Annotated in this window: 20 protein-coding genes; 7 read left to right on the top strand and 13 right to left on the bottom strand. The window is 43.6% G+C overall.

Going from position 1 to position 21,914, the window contains the following annotated elements:
• Positions 1–10 precede the first annotated feature (10 nt).
• Together xseA and MHM98_RS11020 are read right to left on the bottom strand one after the other, a co-directional pair.
• Positions 11–1,351 (bottom strand): exodeoxyribonuclease VII large subunit, encoded by a 1,341-nt coding sequence (gene xseA, locus MHM98_RS11025; RefSeq protein WP_239439324.1) that lies wholly within the window; start codon positions 1,349–1,351, stop codon positions 11–13.
• Between the two features lie 149 nt (positions 1,352–1,500).
• Entirely contained in the window at positions 1,501–2,067 is a 567-nt protein-coding gene (locus tag MHM98_RS11020; protein WP_239439323.1) for a phosphoribosyltransferase family protein, read from the bottom strand.
• Between the two features lie 256 nt (positions 2,068–2,323).
• Here MHM98_RS11020 and guaB point away from each other — a divergent pair, with 256 nt between their 5' ends.
• The 4 genes from guaB (at position 2,324) to MHM98_RS11000 (ending at position 6,991) form a co-directional block, all read left to right on the top strand.
• Positions 2,324–3,793, top strand: a complete 1,470-nt coding sequence (gene guaB / locus MHM98_RS11015) for an IMP dehydrogenase (RefSeq protein WP_239439322.1) — start codon at positions 2,324–2,326, stop codon at positions 3,791–3,793.
• 69 nt (positions 3,794–3,862) lie between these two features.
• Complete coding sequence (gene guaA / locus MHM98_RS11010; protein WP_239439321.1) at positions 3,863–5,434, top strand: glutamine-hydrolyzing GMP synthase; 1,572 nt, start codon at positions 3,863–3,865, stop codon at positions 5,432–5,434.
• A 120-nt stretch (positions 5,435–5,554) separates the two neighbouring features.
• Positions 5,555–6,091, top strand: a complete 537-nt coding sequence (tadA, locus tag MHM98_RS11005; RefSeq protein WP_239439320.1) for a tRNA adenosine(34) deaminase TadA — start codon at positions 5,555–5,557, stop codon at positions 6,089–6,091.
• An 81-nt stretch (positions 6,092–6,172) separates the two neighbouring features.
• Positions 6,173–6,991, top strand: coding sequence for a transporter substrate-binding domain-containing protein (locus tag MHM98_RS11000; protein ID WP_239439319.1), 819 nt, complete (start codon positions 6,173–6,175; stop codon positions 6,989–6,991).
• Here MHM98_RS11000 and MHM98_RS10995 read toward each other — a convergent pair whose 3' ends face one another.
• The 10 genes from MHM98_RS10995 to hisG form a co-directional block, all read right to left on the bottom strand.
• Entirely contained in the window at positions 6,992–8,806 is a 1,815-nt protein-coding gene (locus tag MHM98_RS10995) for a M14 family metallopeptidase (protein ID WP_239439318.1), read from the bottom strand.
• A 105-nt stretch (positions 8,807–8,911) separates the two neighbouring features.
• Complete coding sequence (locus MHM98_RS18935; protein WP_239439317.1) at positions 8,912–10,618, bottom strand: GGDEF domain-containing protein; 1,707 nt, start codon at positions 10,616–10,618, stop codon at positions 8,912–8,914.
• Positions 10,619–10,836: 218 nt separating this feature from the next.
• Positions 10,837–11,445: a bifunctional phosphoribosyl-AMP cyclohydrolase/phosphoribosyl-ATP diphosphatase HisIE gene (gene hisIE / locus MHM98_RS10985; protein WP_239439316.1), complete on the bottom strand. Its 609-nt coding sequence runs from the start codon at positions 11,443–11,445 to the stop codon at positions 10,837–10,839.
• Positions 11,439–12,215, bottom strand: coding sequence for an imidazole glycerol phosphate synthase subunit HisF (gene hisF, locus MHM98_RS10980; protein ID WP_239439315.1), 777 nt, complete (start codon positions 12,213–12,215; stop codon positions 11,439–11,441). The genes hisIE and hisF overlap by 7 nt, the downstream gene beginning before the upstream one ends.
• Complete coding sequence (gene hisA, locus MHM98_RS10975; RefSeq protein ID WP_239439314.1) at positions 12,197–12,937, bottom strand: 1-(5-phosphoribosyl)-5-[(5-phosphoribosylamino)methylideneamino]imidazole-4-carboxamide isomerase; 741 nt, start codon at positions 12,935–12,937, stop codon at positions 12,197–12,199. Before hisA ends, hisF begins: the two co-directional genes overlap by 19 nt.
• 2 nt (positions 12,938–12,939) lie before the next feature.
• Complete coding sequence (hisH, locus tag MHM98_RS10970; protein ID WP_239439313.1) at positions 12,940–13,542, bottom strand: imidazole glycerol phosphate synthase subunit HisH; 603 nt, start codon at positions 13,540–13,542, stop codon at positions 12,940–12,942.
• Positions 13,542–14,609 carry a bifunctional histidinol-phosphatase/imidazoleglycerol-phosphate dehydratase HisB gene (hisB, locus tag MHM98_RS10965; protein WP_239439312.1) on the bottom strand — a complete coding sequence of 356 codons (1,068 nt, stop codon included), beginning with the start codon at positions 14,607–14,609 and terminating at the stop codon, positions 13,542–13,544. Before hisB ends, hisH begins: the two co-directional genes overlap by 1 nt.
• Positions 14,610–14,624: 15 nt before the next feature.
• Positions 14,625–15,692, bottom strand: a complete 1,068-nt coding sequence (hisC, locus tag MHM98_RS10960; RefSeq protein ID WP_239439311.1) for a histidinol-phosphate transaminase — start codon at positions 15,690–15,692, stop codon at positions 14,625–14,627.
• A 1-nt stretch (position 15,693) separates the two neighbouring features.
• Complete coding sequence (gene hisD / locus MHM98_RS10955; protein ID WP_239439310.1) at positions 15,694–16,980, bottom strand: histidinol dehydrogenase; 1,287 nt, start codon at positions 16,978–16,980, stop codon at positions 15,694–15,696.
• A 3-nt stretch (positions 16,981–16,983) separates the two neighbouring features.
• Complete coding sequence (gene hisG, locus MHM98_RS10950; RefSeq protein WP_239439309.1) at positions 16,984–17,880, bottom strand: ATP phosphoribosyltransferase; 897 nt, start codon at positions 17,878–17,880, stop codon at positions 16,984–16,986.
• 528 nt (positions 17,881–18,408) lie between these two features.
• Here hisG and MHM98_RS10945 point away from each other — a divergent pair.
• Complete coding sequence (locus MHM98_RS10945; protein ID WP_239439308.1) at positions 18,409–19,242, top strand: mechanosensitive ion channel domain-containing protein; 834 nt, start codon at positions 18,409–18,411, stop codon at positions 19,240–19,242.
• Between the two features lie 65 nt (positions 19,243–19,307).
• On the opposite strand, the gene MHM98_RS10940 is transcribed toward MHM98_RS10945, so the two are convergent.
• Entirely contained in the window at positions 19,308–20,036 is a 729-nt protein-coding gene (locus MHM98_RS10940) for a DUF3108 domain-containing protein (RefSeq protein WP_239439307.1), read from the bottom strand.
• Between the two features lie 86 nt (positions 20,037–20,122).
• Here MHM98_RS10940 and MHM98_RS10935 point away from each other — a divergent pair, with 86 nt between their 5' ends.
• Both MHM98_RS10935 and MHM98_RS10930 read left to right on the top strand, forming a co-directional pair.
• Positions 20,123–20,917 (top strand): DUF3025 domain-containing protein, encoded by a 795-nt coding sequence (locus MHM98_RS10935; protein ID WP_239439306.1) that lies wholly within the window; start codon positions 20,123–20,125, stop codon positions 20,915–20,917.
• 21 nt (positions 20,918–20,938) lie between these two features.
• Positions 20,939–21,907 carry a lauroyl-Kdo(2)-lipid IV(A) myristoyltransferase gene (locus tag MHM98_RS10930; RefSeq protein ID WP_239439305.1) on the top strand — a complete coding sequence of 323 codons (969 nt, stop codon included), beginning with the start codon at positions 20,939–20,941 and terminating at the stop codon, positions 21,905–21,907.
• Positions 21,908–21,914 lie beyond the last annotated feature (7 nt).

Below are 21,914 nucleotides of genomic sequence, written 5' to 3'. Positions count from 1 at the left end.
GTGCTGCCCTTTAGCGTTTTTCAGACACCGTCGACACTAATTCACCGTAGTGTAACTTGGTAACTAGCGCATCGCCAACGTTGACCTGTGATGCATCCGTTATCACGTTTTCACTTTCATCTAACGCGATGCTATAGCCCCTTGCTAACGTTGCCAGTGGGCTGACCGAGTTTAACTCTCTAATTAACCCTTCATAACGTGCTTGTTGACTTGCGAGCTGTTGATTCATTGCTTGTTTCAAGCGCGCAGTCAGCTGCTGGTTATAATTATTGTGTTCTTTAATTTTATACGCTGGTGATTGGCATAATAAGCGTTGAAATAAATGAGATAAACGCTGTTCGTTGTGGTGTAGACGTTGCCTAATAGCAGACGTCATCTGATGATTTAATTCATCAATATATTGAGCTTGTTGTGCCAATTTAAACTTAGGATCTTGGGCCTTTAAACGGGAGCTTAGCTCAGTTAGTACTTGATAATACTGGTGTAGCTTGGCACTCATTGCATGAGACAAGCGCTGAGTTAGCATTGCATTTTTCTGACGTTGCTCTTCGTTACTGACACTGGCGATTTCTGCAGCTGCCGACGGTGTTGGTGCACGAAAATCACTGACGAAATCACTAATGGTGACATCGACTTCATGGCCAACAGCGCTAATGATTGGTAGCTGTGAATTAAATATGGCATAGGCGAGCTGGGGATCATTAAAACACCATAAATCTTCCATTGAACCGCCGCCTCGAGTAAGTAATAGCACATCGACTTCATTACGTAGATTGGCTAGGTTAATGGCTTGACATAGCTCTCCAGCAGCCTGTTGCCCCTGAACTTGAGCAGGGTATATGACTACTTCTAACAAAGGGTTACGTCGCTTTAACACTGTCAGCACATCGTGCACTGCCGCGCCAGTTGGACTGGTTATAATACCTATTTTTTGAATTGATTCTGGCAGTGGCTTTTTGTGCTCGCTACTAAAAAGTCCTTGCGCAGCTAAATCACATTTTAATTGCTCAAATTGCTGTTGCAGCAAACCATCGCCAGCTTGATCCATCACATCAACTAACAATTGATAGTCGCCACGCGGTTCATACACGCTAATGTTGGCTTTCACCATTACTTGTTGACCGTTTTGCGGTCTGAAACGTACAGCGCGGTTACGGCCTTTAAACATGGCGCATTTTATTTGTGAACGTGCGTCTTTAAGGGTGAAATACCAGTGTCCTGACGAAGCCGCGACAAAGTTTGAAATCTCAGCGTTGACCCAAACGCGGCCAAAGTTTCCTTCGAGTAAACGTTTTATTTCGCTGTTAAGGCGTGAGATGTTGTAGATGTTATCGCTTGGCGTGTTGTACATGAGGCAATGACGTTATGTGAGTTGGCCTCAAGTGTATAGTGGCTTAAGGACTGAAACAAGCCTATCCAAGTAAACATAATACTGCTTTGGGGAAAATTTATGCGCTGCTAATCTAAGTATTTTTTTAGCAGCGCATAAGGGAAGGCTAATTAGTCGTCCATTTGCGCGATGCGATCGCGAAGGAAGTCCATGCCTGGTTTGTCGTTTAATAGCTCTTCTTTTGTTAAACCTGATAATTCATGTGGGAATACTAACCATTCATCAGTTTCATAGAGGTAAAAATCAGGCGTTCGATCTGTTTTGTTATTTTGCGGCTTAAAATAAGGCGTTGCAATCTTCATATCAGGCGTATTTTTACGACATTTCTTCGTTAAGTCTTCGATGATTTGCGCAACGCTTAAGCCAGTGTCATATACATCGTCAACAATCAGCAGCGTATCTTCACTATTCACATTGCGGATAATGTAGTCCAAACCGTGAACACGTACATTAGATACGCGCTCTTCAATCCCAGTATAAGAAGAGGTGCGAATTGAGATGTGATCTGATTTTACACCAAAGAAATCCAGCAATTCTTGCACTGCAATGCCCACTGGGGTGCCGCCACGCCATACGCCGATAATGTAGTTGGGCTTACAACCACTATCGAGTACTTTTAGGCCTAATTTGTATGAATCGTCTAGTAGGGTTTGGGCGTCTATATATTTTTTTGTCATGGTGTTTTCCAGTAGGGTGATAGCAACATCGCCATATTGGGAGGAAAGTATAGCAAAGCTAAACGAGAAAAATTAGATTTTTGTCAATTCTTGGCGCGAATGACAACAAAAAGGCTGTTTTTTACAATTTTATAACGAGATATTGTGTTTAAAACTAAAATTAATCGCAAATATTGATTGTAGCCTGACGGATAATTCCCTATAATACGTCGGCAATATTTAATCCCTTTTATATTCATTTAGGTGAGATGTTGCAATGCTAAGAATCGCTCAAGAAGCTTTAACTTTCGACGATGTTCTACTGGTTCCAGGACATTCTACTGTACTGCCGCACACGGCAGACCTTCGCACAAAACTAACAGAAAAAATTCACCTTAATATTCCAATGCTTTCAGCGTCTATGGACACTGTAACTGAAGCGCGTTTGGCGATTGCCTTAGCGCAAGAAGGCGGTATTGGCTTTATCCACAAAAACATGACGGTTGAAGAGCAAGCGCACGAAGTGGAGCTTGTTAAAAAGTACGAGTCTGGTGTGGTCACTAAACCTGTAACCGTTGGCCCAGATGTCACCATTCGTGAAATTAACGAGATGCGCGACCGTCTAGGTTTTTCAGGTTTCCCTGTTGTAGATGCTCAAAACAACGTATTGGGTATCATTACGTCACGTGATGTGCGTTTTGCAACAAATCTCGACAAGCCTTGTAGCGCGTTAATGACGCCGAAAGAAAAGCTAATTACCGTTACCAATGCGACTGACTCTGAAAATGTATTGCACTTAATGCACGAAAACCGCATCGAGAAAATCGTTGTTGTTGATGCGGCATTTAAACTGCAAGGTATGATTACCGTTAAAGATTTCCAAAAAGCCGAAGAAAAGCCAAATGCGTGTAAAGACGAAATGGGTCGCTTGCGCGTGGGTGCAGCTGTTGGTTGTGGCGCTGGTACGGATGAGCGTATTGCTGCACTAGTCGAAGCTGGCGTTGACGTATTACTTATCGATACATCTCACGGTCATTCACAAGGCGTATTAGATCGTATCAAGCAAACGCGTCAAGAATACCCAGATTTACAAATCATCGGTGGTAACGTTGCTACCGCTGCTGGTGCATTAGCCATTGCTGACGCTGGCGCTAATGCGGTTAAAGTAGGTATCGGCCCTGGCTCTATCTGTACAACGCGTATCGTGACTGGTGTTGGTGTTCCGCAAATTACTGCGGTATCTGATGCGGCTGACGCACTGGCCGAGCGCGGCATTCCAGTTATCGCTGACGGTGGTATTCGTTTCTCTGGTGACATCGCAAAAGCATTAGTGGCTGGTGCAAGCTGTGTAATGATGGGCTCAATGTTCGCAGGTACTGAAGAAGCACCGGGTGAAGTTGAGTTGTATCAAGGTCGTTACTACAAATCGTACCGCGGTATGGGTTCTATCGGTGCGATGGATCAGCGCGATGGTTCATCGGATCGCTATTTCCAAACCAGTAAAGAAGCCTCGAAATTAGTGCCTGAAGGTATCGAAGGTCGCGTTGCTTACAAAGGCCCGATTAGCAATATTATTCATCAGCAATTAGGCGGTATCCGCAGTGCAATGGGCTTAACTGGTTGTGGCACCATTGAAGAGTTAGGCTCAAAAGCACAATTTGTGAAAATTACATCAGCTGGTATGGGTGAGTCTCACGTGCATGATGTAACCATCACTAAAGAAGCACCGAATTACCGCATGGGTTAATCCCCATCCTCATTTAAGACAGGGCGCCTAATGGGCGCCTTTCTACAATCATTTTATAAAGGGTTATTCATGAGCAACATACATGATCATCGCATTCTAATTTTAGATTTCGGCTCGCAATACACACAGTTAATCGCGCGTCGTATTCGTGAAATTGGTGTTTATTGTGAACTTTGGGGTTGGGACGTTTCAGAAGAAAAAATCCGCGAGTTTAATCCAAACGGTATTATCTTATCGGGCGGTCCAGAGTCTGTAACTGAAGAAAACTCACCTGTGGCACCTGATTACGTATTTAACGCCGGTGTACCAGTATTAGGCGTGTGTTACGGTATGCAAACCATGTCGGCACAACTTGGCGGCAGCGTTGAAGTATCGATGGAGCGTGAATTTGGTTATGCCAAAGTTGAGCGCGTTGGCGATTGTAAGCTGTTTGATAACATCGAAGATGAAATCAAAGATGGCAGTGCATTTTTAGATGTGTGGATGAGTCACGGTGACAAAGTTGCTACTATCCCGTCATCATTCAAAACAGTTGCAAAAACAGATAGCTGTCCTTATGCAGCGATGGCTGATGAAGAGCGTCAGTTCTACGGCGTACAATTCCACCCAGAAGTAACTCACACTCGCCAAGGCGGTCGCATCTTAGAGCGTTTCGTGGTTGATATTTGTCAATGTGATAAAAACTGGACCTCGGCGTCTATTATCGATGACGCTGTTGCGCGTATTAAAGAACAAGTGGGTGATGATGAAGTTATCCTTGGTTTATCTGGCGGTGTCGATAGCTCAGTTGCTGCGCTACTTATTCAAAAGGCGATAGGCGATAAGCTAACTTGTGTATTTGTTGATAACGGCTTACTGCGCTTAAACGAAGCAGATCAAGTGATGGAAATGTTTGGCGACCATTTCGGTTTAAACATTGTTCACGTTGATGCGGAAAACCGCTTCTTAGACGCACTGGCTGGTATCGATGAGCCAGAAGCCAAGCGTAAGAAAATTGGTCACGTATTCGTTGAGATCTTCGATGAAGAGTCTAAAAAATGTGTTAATGCACGTTGGTTAGGTCAGGGTACTATCTACCCAGACGTAATCGAATCTGCTGCAGCTGGCACCGGTAAAGCACATGTGATTAAATCGCACCACAATGTAGGCGGTTTGCCAGATGATATGGAAATGGGCTTGGTTGAGCCACTACGCGAGCTATTTAAAGATGAAGTGCGCCGCGTTGGTTTAGAACTTGGTCTGCCGTATGACATGTTATATCGTCATCCATTCCCAGGACCGGGTTTAGGTGTACGTGTACTTGGCGAAGTGAAGAAAGAGTACTGTGATTTACTACGCCGTGCCGACGCTATCTTCATAGAAGAGTTACACAACGCCGATCTTTACCATAAAGTGAGCCAAGCATTTACTGTATTCTTACCAGTTAAATCAGTAGGCGTGATGGGCGATGGTCGTAAATACGATTGGGTTGTATCACTGCGCTGTGTTGAAACAATCGACTTTATGACGGCGATTTGGTCTCAACTGCCATACGAGCTACTAGGTAAGGTATCAAACCGTATTATTAATGAAATCGATGGCATTTCACGTGTGGTTTACGATATTTCTGGTAAGCCACCTGCGACTATCGAATGGGAATAAGCTCCTCTTAAAGATACTGGCTTTTACTTTGATAAAGTAAAAAGCAGTTAATTGTTGATAAAACGCCGAACATAGCGATAATGTTCGGCGTTTTTTATTTTTAGCCAGCGATAAGCACCTATGAACTCACAACTAACCAGCGATGAGCTTAACAAACTGTCCGTTGAACAATGCGATCAGTATTGGATGAGCTATGCACTGACCTTGGCTGATAAGGCGCAGCAGGTCAATGAAGTGCCGGTTGGCGCAGTGTTAGTGCTAGATAATCAGGTGATTGGCGAAGGCTATAATCTGGTCATTAACAACCACGATCCTTGCGCACATGCCGAAGTGATGGCGCTGCGCGCTGGCGGGCAGCAAATAGAGAATTACCGTTTGTTAGACGCTACCTTGTACGTCACCTTAGAGCCCTGTTGCATGTGCGCGGGGGCGATAGTGCACAGCCGTATCAAACGCGTCGTGTATGGTGCAGACGATTTAAAAACTGGTGCGGCAGGCTCTGCCTTTGCGCTCATTAATGATGCTAAACATAACCATCAGGTGGAAGTGACCTCAGGGGTGATGGCATCAGAATGTGGCACTATTATTAGCGACTTTTTTAGCCGTCGCCGCGCTGAGAAAAAAGCGCTAAAGGCAAAAAATAAGAAAAATTCATGAGTTAGTGCATTATATTACTTGGCGCATGGACTAATTAGCGCTACGCTGAATATATAGTCAGTGACAGTGAGAGCCAATGTAATGAATAACGCTTATTCGAACATAATGCTAAAAGCGCTGGTGTTTATTGCTTGTTCACTGTTTATCAATATTAGCCATGCCAAACAGCAACTTGTTACCATAGTGGCGGATGATAGCTATCCACCGTATTCCTATATTGAAGACGGCCAAGTAAAAGGTATTTACGTCGATTTAATATCTTTGGCGGCGCAGCGTTTAGCCAAAGATTATCAAGTGACTTTCGTAGCAATGCCATGGAAGCGTGCGTTACAAGAAGTGAAACTTGGCAATGCGTTTGCGATTATTCCTCCTTATATTCACACCCACAAACGAGATTATATTTGGCCGTACTCGGCTGCCTTAGCTTATGAGCGGGTTGTTGCTCACTGCCACGATTCTGTCGACATTAGGTCTCATTTAGTAGGTAATGACGATGCGCGTAAAACACCACTAAATGTCGGTATTAATGCAGGGTACTTAATTCTTAATGAGCGCTTGAGTCAGGCACAAGGACAAGGGCTGATCCGAATTTGGGAAAACCGCAGTACCAAAGCAAATGTGATGAAGTTGATTAATCAGCGCATCGACTGTTATCTCAATGATCCTTTATCAACGAAGTGGGTGTTAAAACAATTAAGCGCGCAAGATGACTCACTCAACTTTGATCATATTCATCAGACCATAGAAGTGATGGTGCAATCTGCTCATATTGGTTATAGCAGTGATGAACACGGCCGTTTCAAATACAAAAAAGATTTCGTCAAGCGATTCGATAAGGCATTAGCCGCTGTTAAACGAGAAAATGCCTTAGAAAAGATTATTGCCAAATATGTCCCTTAGCTACCATTGACGGTAAACAGGGTAGCGGCCATGGGCCTTATCATAGAATGGTGATTGACGATAAAACCATGCAAGACGAGCCCGTGGATTGTCAGCAAAAGCTTTATCCGTTTTCATTTTCTCTTCAAATGCTGTCTTTAGCTCTGGTGATTGCGCCAACATTTGCTGAGCCATTGGCACCACGGCATAACCTTCAATATATTCCGTTCGTTGAAAAATGGTGTTAAAAAATCCCCATTGAAAAAGAGAATCAGGTGATTGTGGCTCTAGCAAAGCGAAGGCCAGCTTACCTAAAGACTGGTCGAGGGATACTTCCACACTTCCAGCAGGAAGTTCAATATCACTCGTATGGCTATTAAAGGTCGCTTTAACGCGCATTTCACCTTCATAAGGGGCTTTGGCAAAGTCAGAGTTTGTAACACTTAAGCCTTCTAGCTTAATGGTGCGCGGCGCAGTTAAGGTCTTTGTTTTAATGCCATGTTGCTTAAGTCTCGAAATAGCATCGGTATATTGCGGTAAAACCCAATAAGACTTTGGCAATCTGGTGATTAATTTCGGCACATTACGATCAAACCATGGCATTTGATATGTTTTCGCTTTCCCCGTCCATTTGACTTGCTGTGTCCCTGAAATTTCATCGTCAAAATGTTGGTAGGTTATGCCTTTAAAGACTACGGTTCTTGGTTTGTTGTAGCCCCAAGTCAGAGGTAACTCATCGGGTCTTGAGCTTTTATCACTTGCGATGGCTTTGGATAAGTGTTTTTGATGGGCAGCAACAGCTTTTAACGATGACTCAATTAATACATATGTTCCCAGAACACGCTGTTTATACGGCTTTAACGAGTGATTTTCCACTAATACGGTTGGAATATGGCGGGCAGCACCATAACCGTCACTGTAGCGCTGACCAGGACTCCAGCCGGCGATCCCTTTTTCGATATTGCGGTTATCCATTGCAAATACTAAATCACCGGGAATATGTCCCATGGTTGATAAAGCCGTGTCTACTGTTGGGCGGTAGAAATTATCAAACCATTTAGCTATTTCAGGTGAATAGCTATGGCTTTTAATGGTTCCGTAGGTAATATCGTACTGGTAATCTACGCCGTCAGTAACGTGTAAATCAAGGTAGAGACTTGGCTGATACTTATTTAATAGTTTGATCATTGCCGCCATTTCGACGCTTTTTATTTTGGCGTAATCGCGGTTCAGATTGAGGTTTTGTGAGGTTGCACGCCAGCCCATATTACTCGGGCCACGTTGATTCACGCGATGATATTTGGATTTATTTTCGTGACCGTCGGCATTAAAAATCGGCACAAAGAGTAAGTCGACATCCTCAACTAAATTCGCTTGTTTACCCAATACAATGTCACGCACCAGCATTAAACCTGCGTCTTTACCGTCGATTTCGCCAGAGTGTATGCCTGCCTGCGCTAACACTTTAGGGCGTGACTTAGCGTTAAAGTCAGATGATACATGTACTAACATCAGCGGCTTACCCAGCGTGCTTTTGCCAAAGTAAGACAGCTTAATTAAATCAGACTTTTCAGCTAGCTTTTCTAAATAGTCGATGGTTTCGCTATAAGATGGCGTGTTAACAAAATTATTGCGCTCGGCGGGTGTTTGCCATTTGGGATCGTGATTGATTAGTGCTTCGCTGGCACCACGCCATTTTAGCGTGGGTGGTAATAAGGTGGCCGGATCGTTGAAAACGATTTCTTTAGCTGATGCTATCTGCGTTGATAGCACGGCGCTTGAAGTTAATAGACTAAGACATAGTGCGCGGTAAGGCCATTGCAGCGAAGATCGCATAATCAAAACTCATCAATAAAAAGAGGGTATTATTATTGAAAGTTGGATGGGTGAAAAGCGTTAATACGCAACAAATTGTTTAGCACTTGTTAGATTAACAATGGATTAGATACCGAATGCGGCATTCTTGCCTGCACGCTTACTTTGGTAAAGGTAATCATCAGCAATCTTTAATAATTCGTCGAGGTTGAAACTCTCATCATGAGAATGTAGTGCATAACCAATGGAAATTGTCGGACGAATTTCACTATTACCATAATTGACCGCTAAATTACTCACCGCTTTGTTGATGCGGCTAGAAATCTCTTTAAGTTGCGTTTTGGATACCGATTGACACATTAATACAAATTCATCGCCACCCCACCTAAATAAGGTGTCCTGATTGCGAATTTCCCTATTAATGGTTGTTACTATGGCTTTAAGCGCAGCATCGCCACCGCCATGGCCGAATTTGTCATTAATGAGTTTAAAGTCGTCGCAGTCGATGAGCATAATGCCGAAAGAACTATTGAAATCGCGCTCTTTAGCCAAGGTGTTTTTTACCAAGGGTAAAAAGTGTTTAAGATAGCTTCTGGCATAAGCACCGGTTAATGCATCTTTCATTGATATCGCTACTTTCATCGACATCATGCGATGGCGAATAAACAGTGAAACAGACAGGCTTATAAACACAAATAATGCCGCCATTAACCAGATAACCGTTGTATGACGTTCGTTATAGGCTTTTTGTGCCGCGAGATCTGTAGACAGTAGGTTATTTTCTAACTCAACCATTTTGTTTTGCTGTCGTAGACTGTTTATGCGTTTATCCATTAACGTCAGTAGGCTTATTGCATTGCGGTTACTGTCAGAGCGCAGAAAGTCAGTGTAGGCAGACAAGTTTGCATATGCTTGAGAGCTATCTTGTTGTCGGTGATAAATTTGACTGAGCAGATAGTGAAGTTTGGCAATGCCAGCTTGATGATTGAGGCGTTTAGCATACATCAAACTGCTTTGCGCGTGACTTAATGCAAGCTCTTCTTGATGTTGTATGAAGTAAAATTGCGCTAAGTCATAGTTAATTAAACGCAGGAGTCTTACGTCATGTTCACTGGTGGCAAAAGCGAGTGATTTTTGCAGCCATTGTTGGGCAATATCGTGCTGTGGCACTTTTTGATAAGTGAGGCCGCGTAAGCGATCGATATAACCTTCGCCATAGTTCATGCGCTTGGTGATTAACGTCGCTTGGTCAACTATTGCAAGAATTTCTTGTGGTGTCATTTTATCGCTAGTGAGCGCTGCATTAGCTAGATAGAGCAGGGCGAGCAGCTCAGTATTTTCAAATTCGTATTGTTTGGAAATGCTAAGTGCTGTTTCTAGTGGCGGGAACGCCAACGAGCTAAGACCTAGCTCAATATAACATTGACCAAGGCGATTAAGTGCTATTGCTTGGCCGCGCATGTGTTTGTGCTCGTAGGCGTAATCGGCCATTCGCTGCAAGTAGTATATAGCTGACGCATAATCACCACGGTTGATGTAGACCCAACTGATGTGATTTAACGCATCGATTTGATAGCTGTGACTAACGGTTTTATTGAGGGCTGAAATAGCTCGCTCTAACGCGATTTTTGCTTTATCGACATTACCGTTATTTGTCTCTAGCTTGGCAATTAGGCCGTACATCGGCGCGCGAATACCCTTGTAATTATCTGAATCTAATTCATTAAATAGGTTATTAACAAATTGACTATTGGCGCTGTCGTTGAGATGAACGACGTCGATGAGTTGCTTGTATTTAACTACAGCATTTGAATTAACACTTGTGCCAGCCACAACAATATTAGCCAAGAACAACAAGGATAGTAGGCAGAATGTGAGTAAGGATCTGACGAGCATTGTTATTATGGTTATTGCGCGAAAATGACTAAACACTCGCATAATATCACTAACAGCCCATATTGGTAGTGGAATGTTGAGTTTTGGAGATCTTAGTCTGAAAAATTCAGCGTCGTTATTATCGACGCTGAATTGTCAATGAGATTCTAGTTGGCTTATTTGTGGCGGCTACGGAGGTTGTCCATTATCTCAGCGAGAGAAACATCTTTACCACGCAGTAAAACGAGCAGGTGATAAAGTAGATCTGAAGACTCGTTAATTAGCTCTTCGCGATCATCAGTTGCTGCAGCGAGCGCGACTTCAACACCTTCTTCACCCACTTTTTGCGCCATGCGTTTAACGCCGCGATTAAATAGCGATGCGGTGTAACTCGACTCGTCGCGATCTTCATAACGCGCGCCGATAACACTGTTAAGTTGGCTAATGAAATCAAGATCAAAGCCTTTGCTATCGTTAAAGCAGCTTTGATTACCTAAATGACAGGTTGGCCCAGCAGGGTTTGCCATAATCAATAACGTATCGTTGTCACAGTCAACGCTAATATCTTTGACGTGTAAGTAATCTTGCGAGGTTTCGCCCTTGGTCCACAAGCGGTTTTTAGTGCGTGAGAAAAAGGTCACTTTTCCGGTTTCAAGTGTTTTTGCTAAGGCGTCTTGATTCATATACCCGAGCATCAAAACAACGCCGCTAAAACTATCCTGTACGATGGCAGGCATCATGCCATCGACTTTATCCCAATCTAATTGCTCGATGTTGTCTAGCATAATCTGATCTCAATATTATCTTGTTTTAATGAACGCTTAAGCGTTTCAATTTCAATGATTTGTTTGTGAAAAACGCTCGCGGCTAGTGCGCCGTCTACATTAGCGTTTAAAAACACATCGCGAAAATGCTCAATGGCGCCAGCGCCACCAGAGGCAATTAGCGGAATGTTACATACATCGCGCACCATAGCCAGCTGTTCAATATCATAACCGTCGCGCACGCCATCTTTGTTCATTACGTTTAACACGATTTCGCCAGCACCACGTGCTTGCACTTCTTTAACCCAATCGAGAGTTTGCCATTGCGTGGTTCGGGTTTTTGATTCATCGCCAGTAAACTGTTTGACCTGATATTGTCCAGTCTCACTATCAAAGTAGCTGTCGATTCCCACAACAATGCACTGCTGCCCAAACTCATGAGTGAGATCGGTAATTAACTGAGGGTTGGCAAGTGCAGGGGAGTTAATGGAAATTTTATCGGCGCCAAAGGCTAAAATTTTCGCAGCGTCATCGATGGTTTTTATGCCACCTGCGACACAAAATGGAATATCAACTTGTTCGCTAATGCGCTCAACCCAGCTTTTATCGACGATGCGATCATCACTTGATGCGGTAATATCGTAAAACACAAGTTCGTCGGCGCCTTCTTCAGCATAGCGTTTTGCCAGCGGCACAATATCACCAATAATTTCGTGATTGCGAAATTGAACCCCTTTAACCACTAAACCGTCTTTGACATCAAGGCAGGGAATTATCCGTTTTGCGAGCATGCGATAGCCTCCTCAACGCTAAATTTACCTTCGAGTAGGGCGCGACCAACAATCACTCCGGCAACCTTACACGGGTTAAGGGCTTTAATGTCGTCTAAATCGCCGATGCCGCCAGATGACTGCCAATCAATTTGTGGCCAGTCTTTAACGAGCTCACTGTATAGATCGGTATTGGAGCCTGCTAGCGTACCGTCTTTGCTGATGTCGGTACATAACACGTGTTTAAGCCCAAGCGGAATAAAACGATTAAGTAGTTCTTCGATACTCACGCCAGAGTTTTCTTGCCAGCCGTGAGTAGCCACGTGCTTATTACCGTCTTCGTCAATGTTGATATCTAGCGCAAGCACGATTTTTTCGCTGCCATAGGTTTCAAACCACTGTGCTACGAGCTCTGGTTGTTTTACTGCTAATGAGCCAATGACCACGCGTGATGCGCCTGCATCGAGTAAATCGATAATGTCTTGCTCGCTGCGGATACCGCCGCCAACTTGTAGGCCAACATCGCTCACGCTGTTCATCATTTGTGAAATAAGGCTTAGTTGACGTTTTTCAGGATCTTTGGCGCCGGTTAAATCCACTAAGTGTAACCATTTTGCCCCTTGCGCAGCGTAGTGCTGGAGCTGCTCAACAGGTGAGAACTGATAGGTAGTTTGCTTGGCGTAATCACCTTGATACAGGCGAACCACTTCGCCGTCTATTAAATCTAATGCTGGAATAATCATGGTTAACCTTGTTGTGAAATAGCTAAGAAATTACGCAAAATTTGCGCGCCGATTTTACCTGAGCGCTCAGGATGAAATTGCACGCCGTAAAAGTTATCGCGGTTAATCGATGCCGAGAAAGCCTGACCATAATCACTTTGCGCTAGGGTGTAATCACCGACAGGAACGGCAAAACTATGCACAAAATAGACATAACTGCCAGCTGGAATATCGTTAAATAGTGGCGCTTTGAGATCGGTAAGTTGATTCCAGCCCATGTGTGGTAAGGGTAGATTATGGCTGTTTTTCATCGCCGAGACCTTGGCATCAACAATCCCTAAACAGTCGACATTGCGCTCCTCTGATGCGTTGGTTAGCAGTTGCATGCCAAGACAAATGCCCAGCACAGGTTGAGTGAGCGACTGAATAAACTCAATTAGCTCAAAGCTCGTTAGTTTTCCCATCGCAGCGCCAGCGGTGCCAACGCCCGGTAATACCACGTGAGAGGCATTGCGGATCAACTGGGTATCTCGGGTTACCACCACATCATCGCAAATGCGCTCAAAGGCGCAGCGTACCGAGGTGATGTTGGCGCAGCCTGTATCGATAATAGCAACTTGACTCATTACAACACACCCTTACTGCTTGGTAGTTCGTTACCTTCAATCTTTATTGCTTGGCGCAGCGTGCGGCCAAAGGCTTTAAAAATCCCTTCCACAAGGTGATGGGTATTTTTACCTTCACCTTTGATGTGTAAAGTCGCCGCCATGGCACTCGATAGCGAATGGAAGAAATGTGGCACCATTTCAGTGGCGAGTTCACCAACGCGCTCGTTGGCAAAATTGGCGTTAAATTCAAGCCAGCCGCGACCCGATAAATCAAGGGCACAAGTACACAAACACTCATCCATTGGTAGGGTAAAACCAAAGCGGCCAATACCACGTTTATCGCCAAGGGCTTTAGCTAGCGCATTGCCAAGGGCAATGGCGGTATCTTCAACGGTGTGGTGATCATCGATGTGTAAATCGCCTGTCACTTGCGCGTTTAACTCAAAGCCGCCGTGAGTGGCAATTTGATCGAGCATGTGATCGAAAAAACCAATACCGGTGCTGATTTGGCTGCCACCTTGTTTATCAAGATTAACGGCCACGCTAATTTGCGTTTCATTGGTGTTGCGTACCACCTCAGCCTTACGCTCTTTGACGGTAAGGGCGCGGGCAATCATGTCCCAATTGAGGGTTTGACGATCGTATTTAAATGATTGAATACCCATGTTATTGGCAAGCTCAACATCTGTGTCGCGATCGCCAATAACATAGCTGTTTTCAAAATCGACACGGCCTTGTTGTAATAAATCTTTAACCAGCCCCAAACGCGGTTTACGGCAACTACAATCTTCGTGATCAAAGTGCGGGCAAATCAATACTTCGCTAAAAGTAATTCCTTGTGAGCTAAAGATATCCATCATTTTATCGTGGGGTAGATCGAAATCAGCTTGCGGAAAACTATCTGTCCCTAAGCCATCTTGATTCGATACCATAATTAGCTCATAACCAGAGGCTTGTAATTGGAGTAACACCGGAATGACATCAGGCTCAAAGACCAGCTTTTCTAGGGTATCTAATTGCTTATCAATTGGCGGCTCTTCAACAAGGGTGCCGTCGCGATCGATAAATAAAATCTTGCTTCTCATTGACTATTCTCTTTGTTATATCTGCGGCGCTAATTGCTTTGCCGTTTCGGTTAATACTTGAGTAAGGCGCTTCATTTCTTCGCTGTCGCCAATGCTAAAACGCAAGCAGCGCTCCAGTGTTGGCACTTTTGATTGGTTGCGTACCACAATGCCTTGTTTGGCCAGCGCGTTAAACCAGCTATCGTCATTAAAACGCACTAACACGAAGTTGGCGCCAGTGGGATAAACAGCTTCTACGCCTTCTAATTTTTCAACGCTCTGTGTAAATTCGTTGGCTAAGGTGTTTAATGTCGCAACTTGATTGCGCATCAGACTGATGCCATCAGGCGAGAGTGCTTTGGCGGCAATATCTCCGACAGGTGCAGGAATTGGATAAGGCGCAATGACTTTTTTCACAAGGTTAATGAGATACTCGTTACTGAGCATAAAGCCACAGCGCAATCCTGCTAAACCAAAGGCTTTTGACAAGGTACGCAATACCACAAGGTTGGTGTATTGATTAATGAGTTTGGCGCTGGTAAGTTGTGGCGAAAACTCAATATAAGCTTCATCTACCACCACGATGCATCTTTCGCTACAGGCTTGAATAATCGCTTCAATGGTATCAACGCTAATTGTCGAGCCTGTTGGGTTGTTAGGGTTACAGATAAATAATAGCGATGAATCACCGAGCTTATTGGCTAAATCTTCGTCTAGCTGCCAGTCACTAGTTAATTGCACTTCATTGACCGCGACATTACAGGTAGCAGCGCTAATGGCGTACATGCCGTAAGTTGGCGTACAAATGGTGATTTTATCTTTACCCGGTACACAGAAGGTACGAATTAGCAGCTCGATAGCTTCATCGGCGCCGCGAGAGGCTAACACTTGCGCAGTATCTAATTGGCTATATGCAGCGTAGTTGTCAATGAGCGCTTGTGGCTGAAATTCCGGGTAGCGATTATACGCAGGCTCGGTATTACAAAACGGTGATTCATTGGCATTAAGCCAAATATCACCACTACCACCAATGCGGCGCGCCGACTGATAGGGTGTCATGGTTAATAATTCTGGGCGAGCCAGTCGATTAATCAGTGAATACATCTTAGGCTCCTTGTTGCAAGCGTATAGTCACGGCGTTGGCGTGAGCATCTAAGCCTTCGGCCATCGCCAATGGTACAATAGAGCGCTCTAATGAATTAAGTCCGTCGAAGCTTAGCTCTTGTACCGTAAAGCGGCGTGAGAAATCTGCCAAACTTAGGCTGGAATAGCTGCTACACATGCCATAAGTTGGCAGTACGTGGTTAGTACCGCTGGCGTAATCACCAGCAGACTCTGGGCTCCATTTTCCTAAGAATACCGAGCCAGCTGCGTAGATATTATTTAGAACATCACGCGGATTTTCCGTTTGAATAATCAAATGTTCTGGCGCATAGCTATTTGAAACTTCAATAGCCTTAGCAATAGATTCACAAACAATGATTTTGCTGTGCTCTAGGGCTGCTTTGGCGATATCGTTACGCGATAATTTTGCCAGTTGCTCATCAATAGCGATAGCAACACGTTTTGCTAAATTGTCACTTTCGGTGAGTAGAATAGTTTGCGAATCGACACCGTGCTCTGCTTGTGATAATAAATCAGCGGCAACAAAATCGGCATTGGCATTATCATCGGCAATGACTAACACTTCCGATGGGCCTGCTGGCATATCAATGCCAGCGCCGCCAACAGCGTTTGATACTTGCTTTTTGGCTTCAGTAACAAACTTATTGCCAGGGCCGTAAATTTTATCGACGCTAGGTACGGTTTGGGTGCCAAAGGCCATTGCTGCAACGGCCTGCGCACCGCCAATTTGATAAATGGTATCGACGCCGCACAACTGCGCTGTATATAAAATGACATCAGAAATTGGCGGCGGGCTACACAGTACAATTTGCTGACAGCCAGCGATTTTCGCTGGCACCGCAGTCATTAATACCGTTGACGGTAAAGGCGCAGTGCCGCCGGGGGCGTAAAGGCCAACGTTACGTAGTGGCTGCGTGCGTAGTTCACATTGCACACCGGGCATAGTTTCCAGGCTGACGTCATTTTGCTTTTGCGCTGTGTGGAAGGTTTCGATGTTGTTTTTGGCAAGTTCGATTGCTTGCTTGAGCTCATCGTCAATATTGGCAGCTGCTGTGGCCAGTTGCTCTTGTGTAATCGCAATGGCTTCAAGTGTAATATTGTCAAAGCGAGCGGCGTATTCACGCAGTGCGTCATCGCCATTGGCGCGCACATTATCGATAATATTGCTCACTTGAGTTTGCAGCATTGCCGAGTCTTCGAGCGCTGGGCGTGATAGCTGCCTCGCTTGCTCGTCACTCGATAATGAAGACCAGTTTAAAATCTGCATAATCTATCCCAACATCTTCTCGATTGGCATCACTAAAATGGAGCTTGCGCCCAATGCTTTAAGCTGTTCCATGGTTTCCCAAAATAGCGTTTCACTGCTTACGGCGTGCACGGCAACCATGCTGTCATCGCTGGTTGGCAAAATGGTTGGATTTTCAGCACAAGGGAGCAACGCAACAATTTTATCGATGTTATCCTTTGGCGCGTGCAACATGATGTATTTTGATTCGCGTGCTTGAATGACTCCATTAAAGCGGGTCATGAGCTTATCCAGCAGTGCTTGTTTTTCATCGCATAAAACGGTTTTTGATTTTATAAGTACCGCTTGGCTTTCAAAGAATATTTGCGCTTCTTTAAGGCCATTGGCTTCAAGTGTCGCCCCCGTTGATACTAAGTCACAGATCGCATCGGCGATACCAGCACGGGGTGCTACTTCTACTGAACCTTTTAATGCGACTGGTGTGAAGCTAACGTTTTGGCTATCAAGATAGCGTTTTAATAGGTGAGGGTATGAGGTAGCAATACGTTGACCTTCAAACGATTGCACGCCGCTATATTCAATCTCTGTTGGAATGGCGAGCGACAGGCGGCAGCCGCCGAAATCGAGACGCTTTAACACATCGTATTCACTTGGTGCATTAGCAGCAATACGCTCTAGTTCTGTTTCTTCCAGCTCGTTTTCACCAATGATCCCTAAATCAACCACGCCATCCATTACTAATGTCGGAATGTCATCATCGCGAACAAGCAATAGGTCGATTGGCTCGTTAGTACAGTGAGCAATCAGGCGCTGTGAATTGGTATTAAATTTAATGCCGCTGCCTTTAAGCAGTTTTTTCGCTTCGTCTGATAAGCGGCCTTTCTTTTGAATCGCGATGCGTAATCTATTGCTCGTTGGCATATTTCGTTGCTCCATAAATAAAAAAACCTCTGGTGAGCCAGAGGTTTTTTCTTAACGTTATAACCGCTGGCGGAATCATCATCTCTCCAGCAGAAAATCTCCTGAAAAGTTACCGGATAATATGATGGTGGCGATGAAGATTCAGCAGATTGGTCATAAGTAAATTAATCGTTAAATTTTGTCTTGTTAAGATGGCTTTAACATTAGGGGAGCAGGTGGCTAATTGCAATGCTTAATTTGATTTATTTATTAGACAAAAGGCTATTAATTATCACTTTTCATTCTTTCATAAAATATGCCACTAATTATTTGATTAAATTTAACTGTTTTAATCTTTTTTATAACTAAGTTGACTATACATGTATCACCTAATTGTAATTTCTTGCTAGTAATCTATTCGTAATTACTTACTATTAGATGTGATGTAGCTATTTGAATATATTAGACAACAATAGCGATTTGTTAATATTTCGTTAAGTTTAATCCGCCGAGTATAGCTGCCGTTCATATAACTAATAAGGAACCATTATGGATAACTTATCTACTGAAAATTTACAGGCGTTAATGAATCAAGGGCTCGAACTAGCAATGCTGTATTTGCCTAAGTTGCTGCTGGCCATTGTGACGTTAATAGCTGGTTTTTGGATTATTGGCAAAATCGTCAAAGGTACAGAAAAAGTACTGCAAGCTCGAAAAGTAGAAGCGACCTTAGAGCGCTTTTTATCAAGCTTAATTAGTGTTGGTTTAAAAGTGATGCTAATTATTAGTGTCGCTTCTATGGTGGGCATTGAAACAACGTCATTTGTGGCCGTCCTTGGTGCAGCTGGTTTAGCTATTGGTTTAGCATTGCAGGGCTCATTATCGAATTTTGCAGGTGGCGTTCTGATTTTATTCTTCAAGCCTTTCAAAGTTGGCGATGTGGTCGACGCACAAGGTTATGTTGGTGTCATCAAAGAAATTCAAATTTTCAATACCATTGTCACTACCCTTGATAACGAGCGGGTGATTATTCCTAATGGTGTGTTATCGAATGGCCCAATTAAGAACTTATTTGCTGAGCCAACACGTCGTGTGGATATGACTTACGGCATTAGCTATGAAGATAATGTTCAGACAGCAAAAGAGGTTATTCGTAATCTCATTCTTGCTGACAAGCGATTATTGGAAGAAGAATACGGCCATGAGATTTATGTTAGTGAGCATGCAGATAGCTCCGTGAACCTACTTGTTCGCGTATGGTGTAATTCACCGGATTATTGGGGCGTATACTTTGATATGCATGAACAAGTGAAGCTAGCGTTCGATGAGCAAGGCATTACCATTCCTTACCCACAACGCGATGTGCATATGAAATCTGCATAAAAAGAACTAACAGAAATCAAAATGCCGCAGAGAATGCGGCATTTTTATTATGAGGAAGTAACAACTTAGTCAAAATGCAGCCAGCTTAATTGGAGGTCTGCTTGCTCTTGACCGTCTTTAAATTGGGTCATCTTAACGACACTGTAATTAAGTGATGGTGCAATCCAAATTAGCGTATTACGGCTAGAGTTTTCACGAACTCTGCGCAGTTTAATTGCTTCAAAACGACCGATAGGTGTTTTCACTGTTTCTTTGCCCACGCGTTCGAAAACATAATTGGTTTCTTTGCCGCGTCTTACCATGTGGTAAGAAAGGACTTTTTTGTTATCAATTAAATCTTTGCGCAATGCTAATTGATAAATTAGTGGATCGAAGGTTAATTGAATAGGGCGGAATGTCTTTTCATTGTTTTTGTAAACAGAAGTCACTGTTTCTTTAGCAAAGTCGATTGACTCTTGGCGATCTCGGCCTGTGCCTGTTCGCTCATAACGATAGGATTGAGGTGTAAAGATACCGTCTTTAATTGAGAACTGACTATTTTCTTTACGAGTATCAGATAATAATAACCATTTGATAGCACTGCTAGATGACAGTTCGTATCCGGCATCGCTTTTGCTAAGTTTGCGATGACCTTTACCAAGTTCACTGCCTTTTCTAAAGAGAGCATAGCTTGCTTGATAAGGTGCTAGGGCATCTGCTTTCTCAGGAATATTCATTTCTTCTGTGGCGGCAAATGTTGGCAGCGAAAATATAAAGGCCGCTAAAAATGCTGAGCGTTTTATTATTTTTATCATAAATTTGTTGTTCCTAATTGGCGGTATGCAATATAAAAGCGTTACAATACCGATATCTAGTAAAGGTATAATGGTTTGTATTAGCGATGCAACAGTGGCAAGCTGATTTTTTTAAGAATTCGCCTCTTTTTAATGATTTAGATCGTCTTTTAGGTCACATGGGCTGGCAACAGTGGCCAAGTTGTGACGAACTCAACAAACTCCTCCCCGATGATTTGGCCAATTATCAAGGCCAACCCTTAACCTTGGTTGAACAAACTGATGAACTGCTTAGTGACGGTATTTACTATGAGCAACGAATCTATCAACAGGGATTAGTGCCTACGCGCAGTGCTAATTGGCATGATTTCTTCAATGCACTTATTTTTTTGCTATTTCCACAGACAAAACGAGAAATGAATCGCTTGCATGTGGAACATATGGCGCAATATGGCAGTCGAAAGCGTTCGCCTTGTCGCGATGCCATCACGCTATTTGACGAGTGCGGTGTGATCATTGCTTACAGCAATGATGAAATAATGCAGCAGCTAAGCAATCATCAGTGGTATAAGAGCTTTGTTGAGAATCGCGATTGCTGGCAAAAATCAATCAGCGCGACGATGATCGGTCATGCCAATTATGAAAAGGCGCTTGATCCCTATATTGGCTTTACGGGCAAAGCGCTGTATCTCAAAGTTAGTGAGGAATTTTTTGAGTTGCAGTTCTGGGATCGTTATCAATATTTAGATACACTATTGGCCCAAAATTTGGCTTTATTGCTACAAGATAATAGCAATTTATATCCGTTACCTATTTTAGGGGTGCCGGGATGGTGGCCAGCAAACGAAAATGCTGAGTTTTATGATAATCAGCACTACTTTCGAGCAAAACGTAAAAAATAATAAAGAATTAATGGATTTTTAATGAGTAGTTTGGACAAATACCTCTATCACGTTCCGTTCCAGTGGAGTTTTTTACATCCGAAGTATTGGGGAACTTGGTTGATGATCTTATTTTTGGTGATTTGCGCCTATACCCCCGTCAGGATCCGCGATTGGATTGCAATTCGCTTAACGCCGCTGGTTTACCGTATTGCCAAGAAGCCGGTTCATATTATTGATTGTAATCTCCAAGCCTGTTTTAGCGACATGACAGAACAAGATCGTAAGCAGCTTATTTACAAGAATATTGAGATGTTTCTATTGTCTGTTCTAGGCCAAGCCGAATTGGCGTTTCGCTCTAAATGCCACATTATGAGCCGCTACAACGTACAAGGTTTAGAGCATTTTAAAAAGTTGGTTGATAACGGTGAACAAGCCATTTTCGTGGCGGGACACACTTGGGGCCTAGAATACGCGGGCACCTATTTTATGGCTGGTGGCATGCCGATGGTGACGTTCATTAATCAACATAAAAAACCGATCTATAATTGGCTTTCGGTAAAACAGCGCACCCGTTTTTGTGACAGCGTTTATGTCCGAGAAGGTGGCATTCGCGTGATGCTTAAAGGCATGAAAGAAGGCAAACATTTATTCTTTTTGCCCGATCAAGACCACGGCGCCGACAAATGTGAATTTGCGCCATTTTTCGACACGGAAAAAGCCTCACTTCCTATCTTAAGTCGTCTATGTAAAGCAACAAACGGCCGTATTATGCCGATTCATATTGCTTATGATGTGGAGTACCACCGTTTCAACCTCACTATTGAAGAGCCGTTTGATTGTTCTGGCGGTGAAGAATGTAAAGAATCAGAAGCCCAATTTTTAAATCATTTGTTAGAAGATTTAATTATGCGAGATTTAACGCAATACATGTGGATATTGCGTATATTAAAGACCCGTCCTGAAGGGCAGGAATCAATTTATAAAAAGAAGCGTAAAAGTAATAGCTAACTGAAGC

This window comes from Psychrobium sp. MM17-31 (genome assembly GCF_022347785.1).
Lineage (GTDB): Bacteria > Pseudomonadota > Gammaproteobacteria > Enterobacterales > Psychrobiaceae > Psychrobium.
The sequence above is the reverse complement of the archived record's forward strand: the minus strand, read 5'-3'. Positions and strand labels throughout refer to the sequence as shown.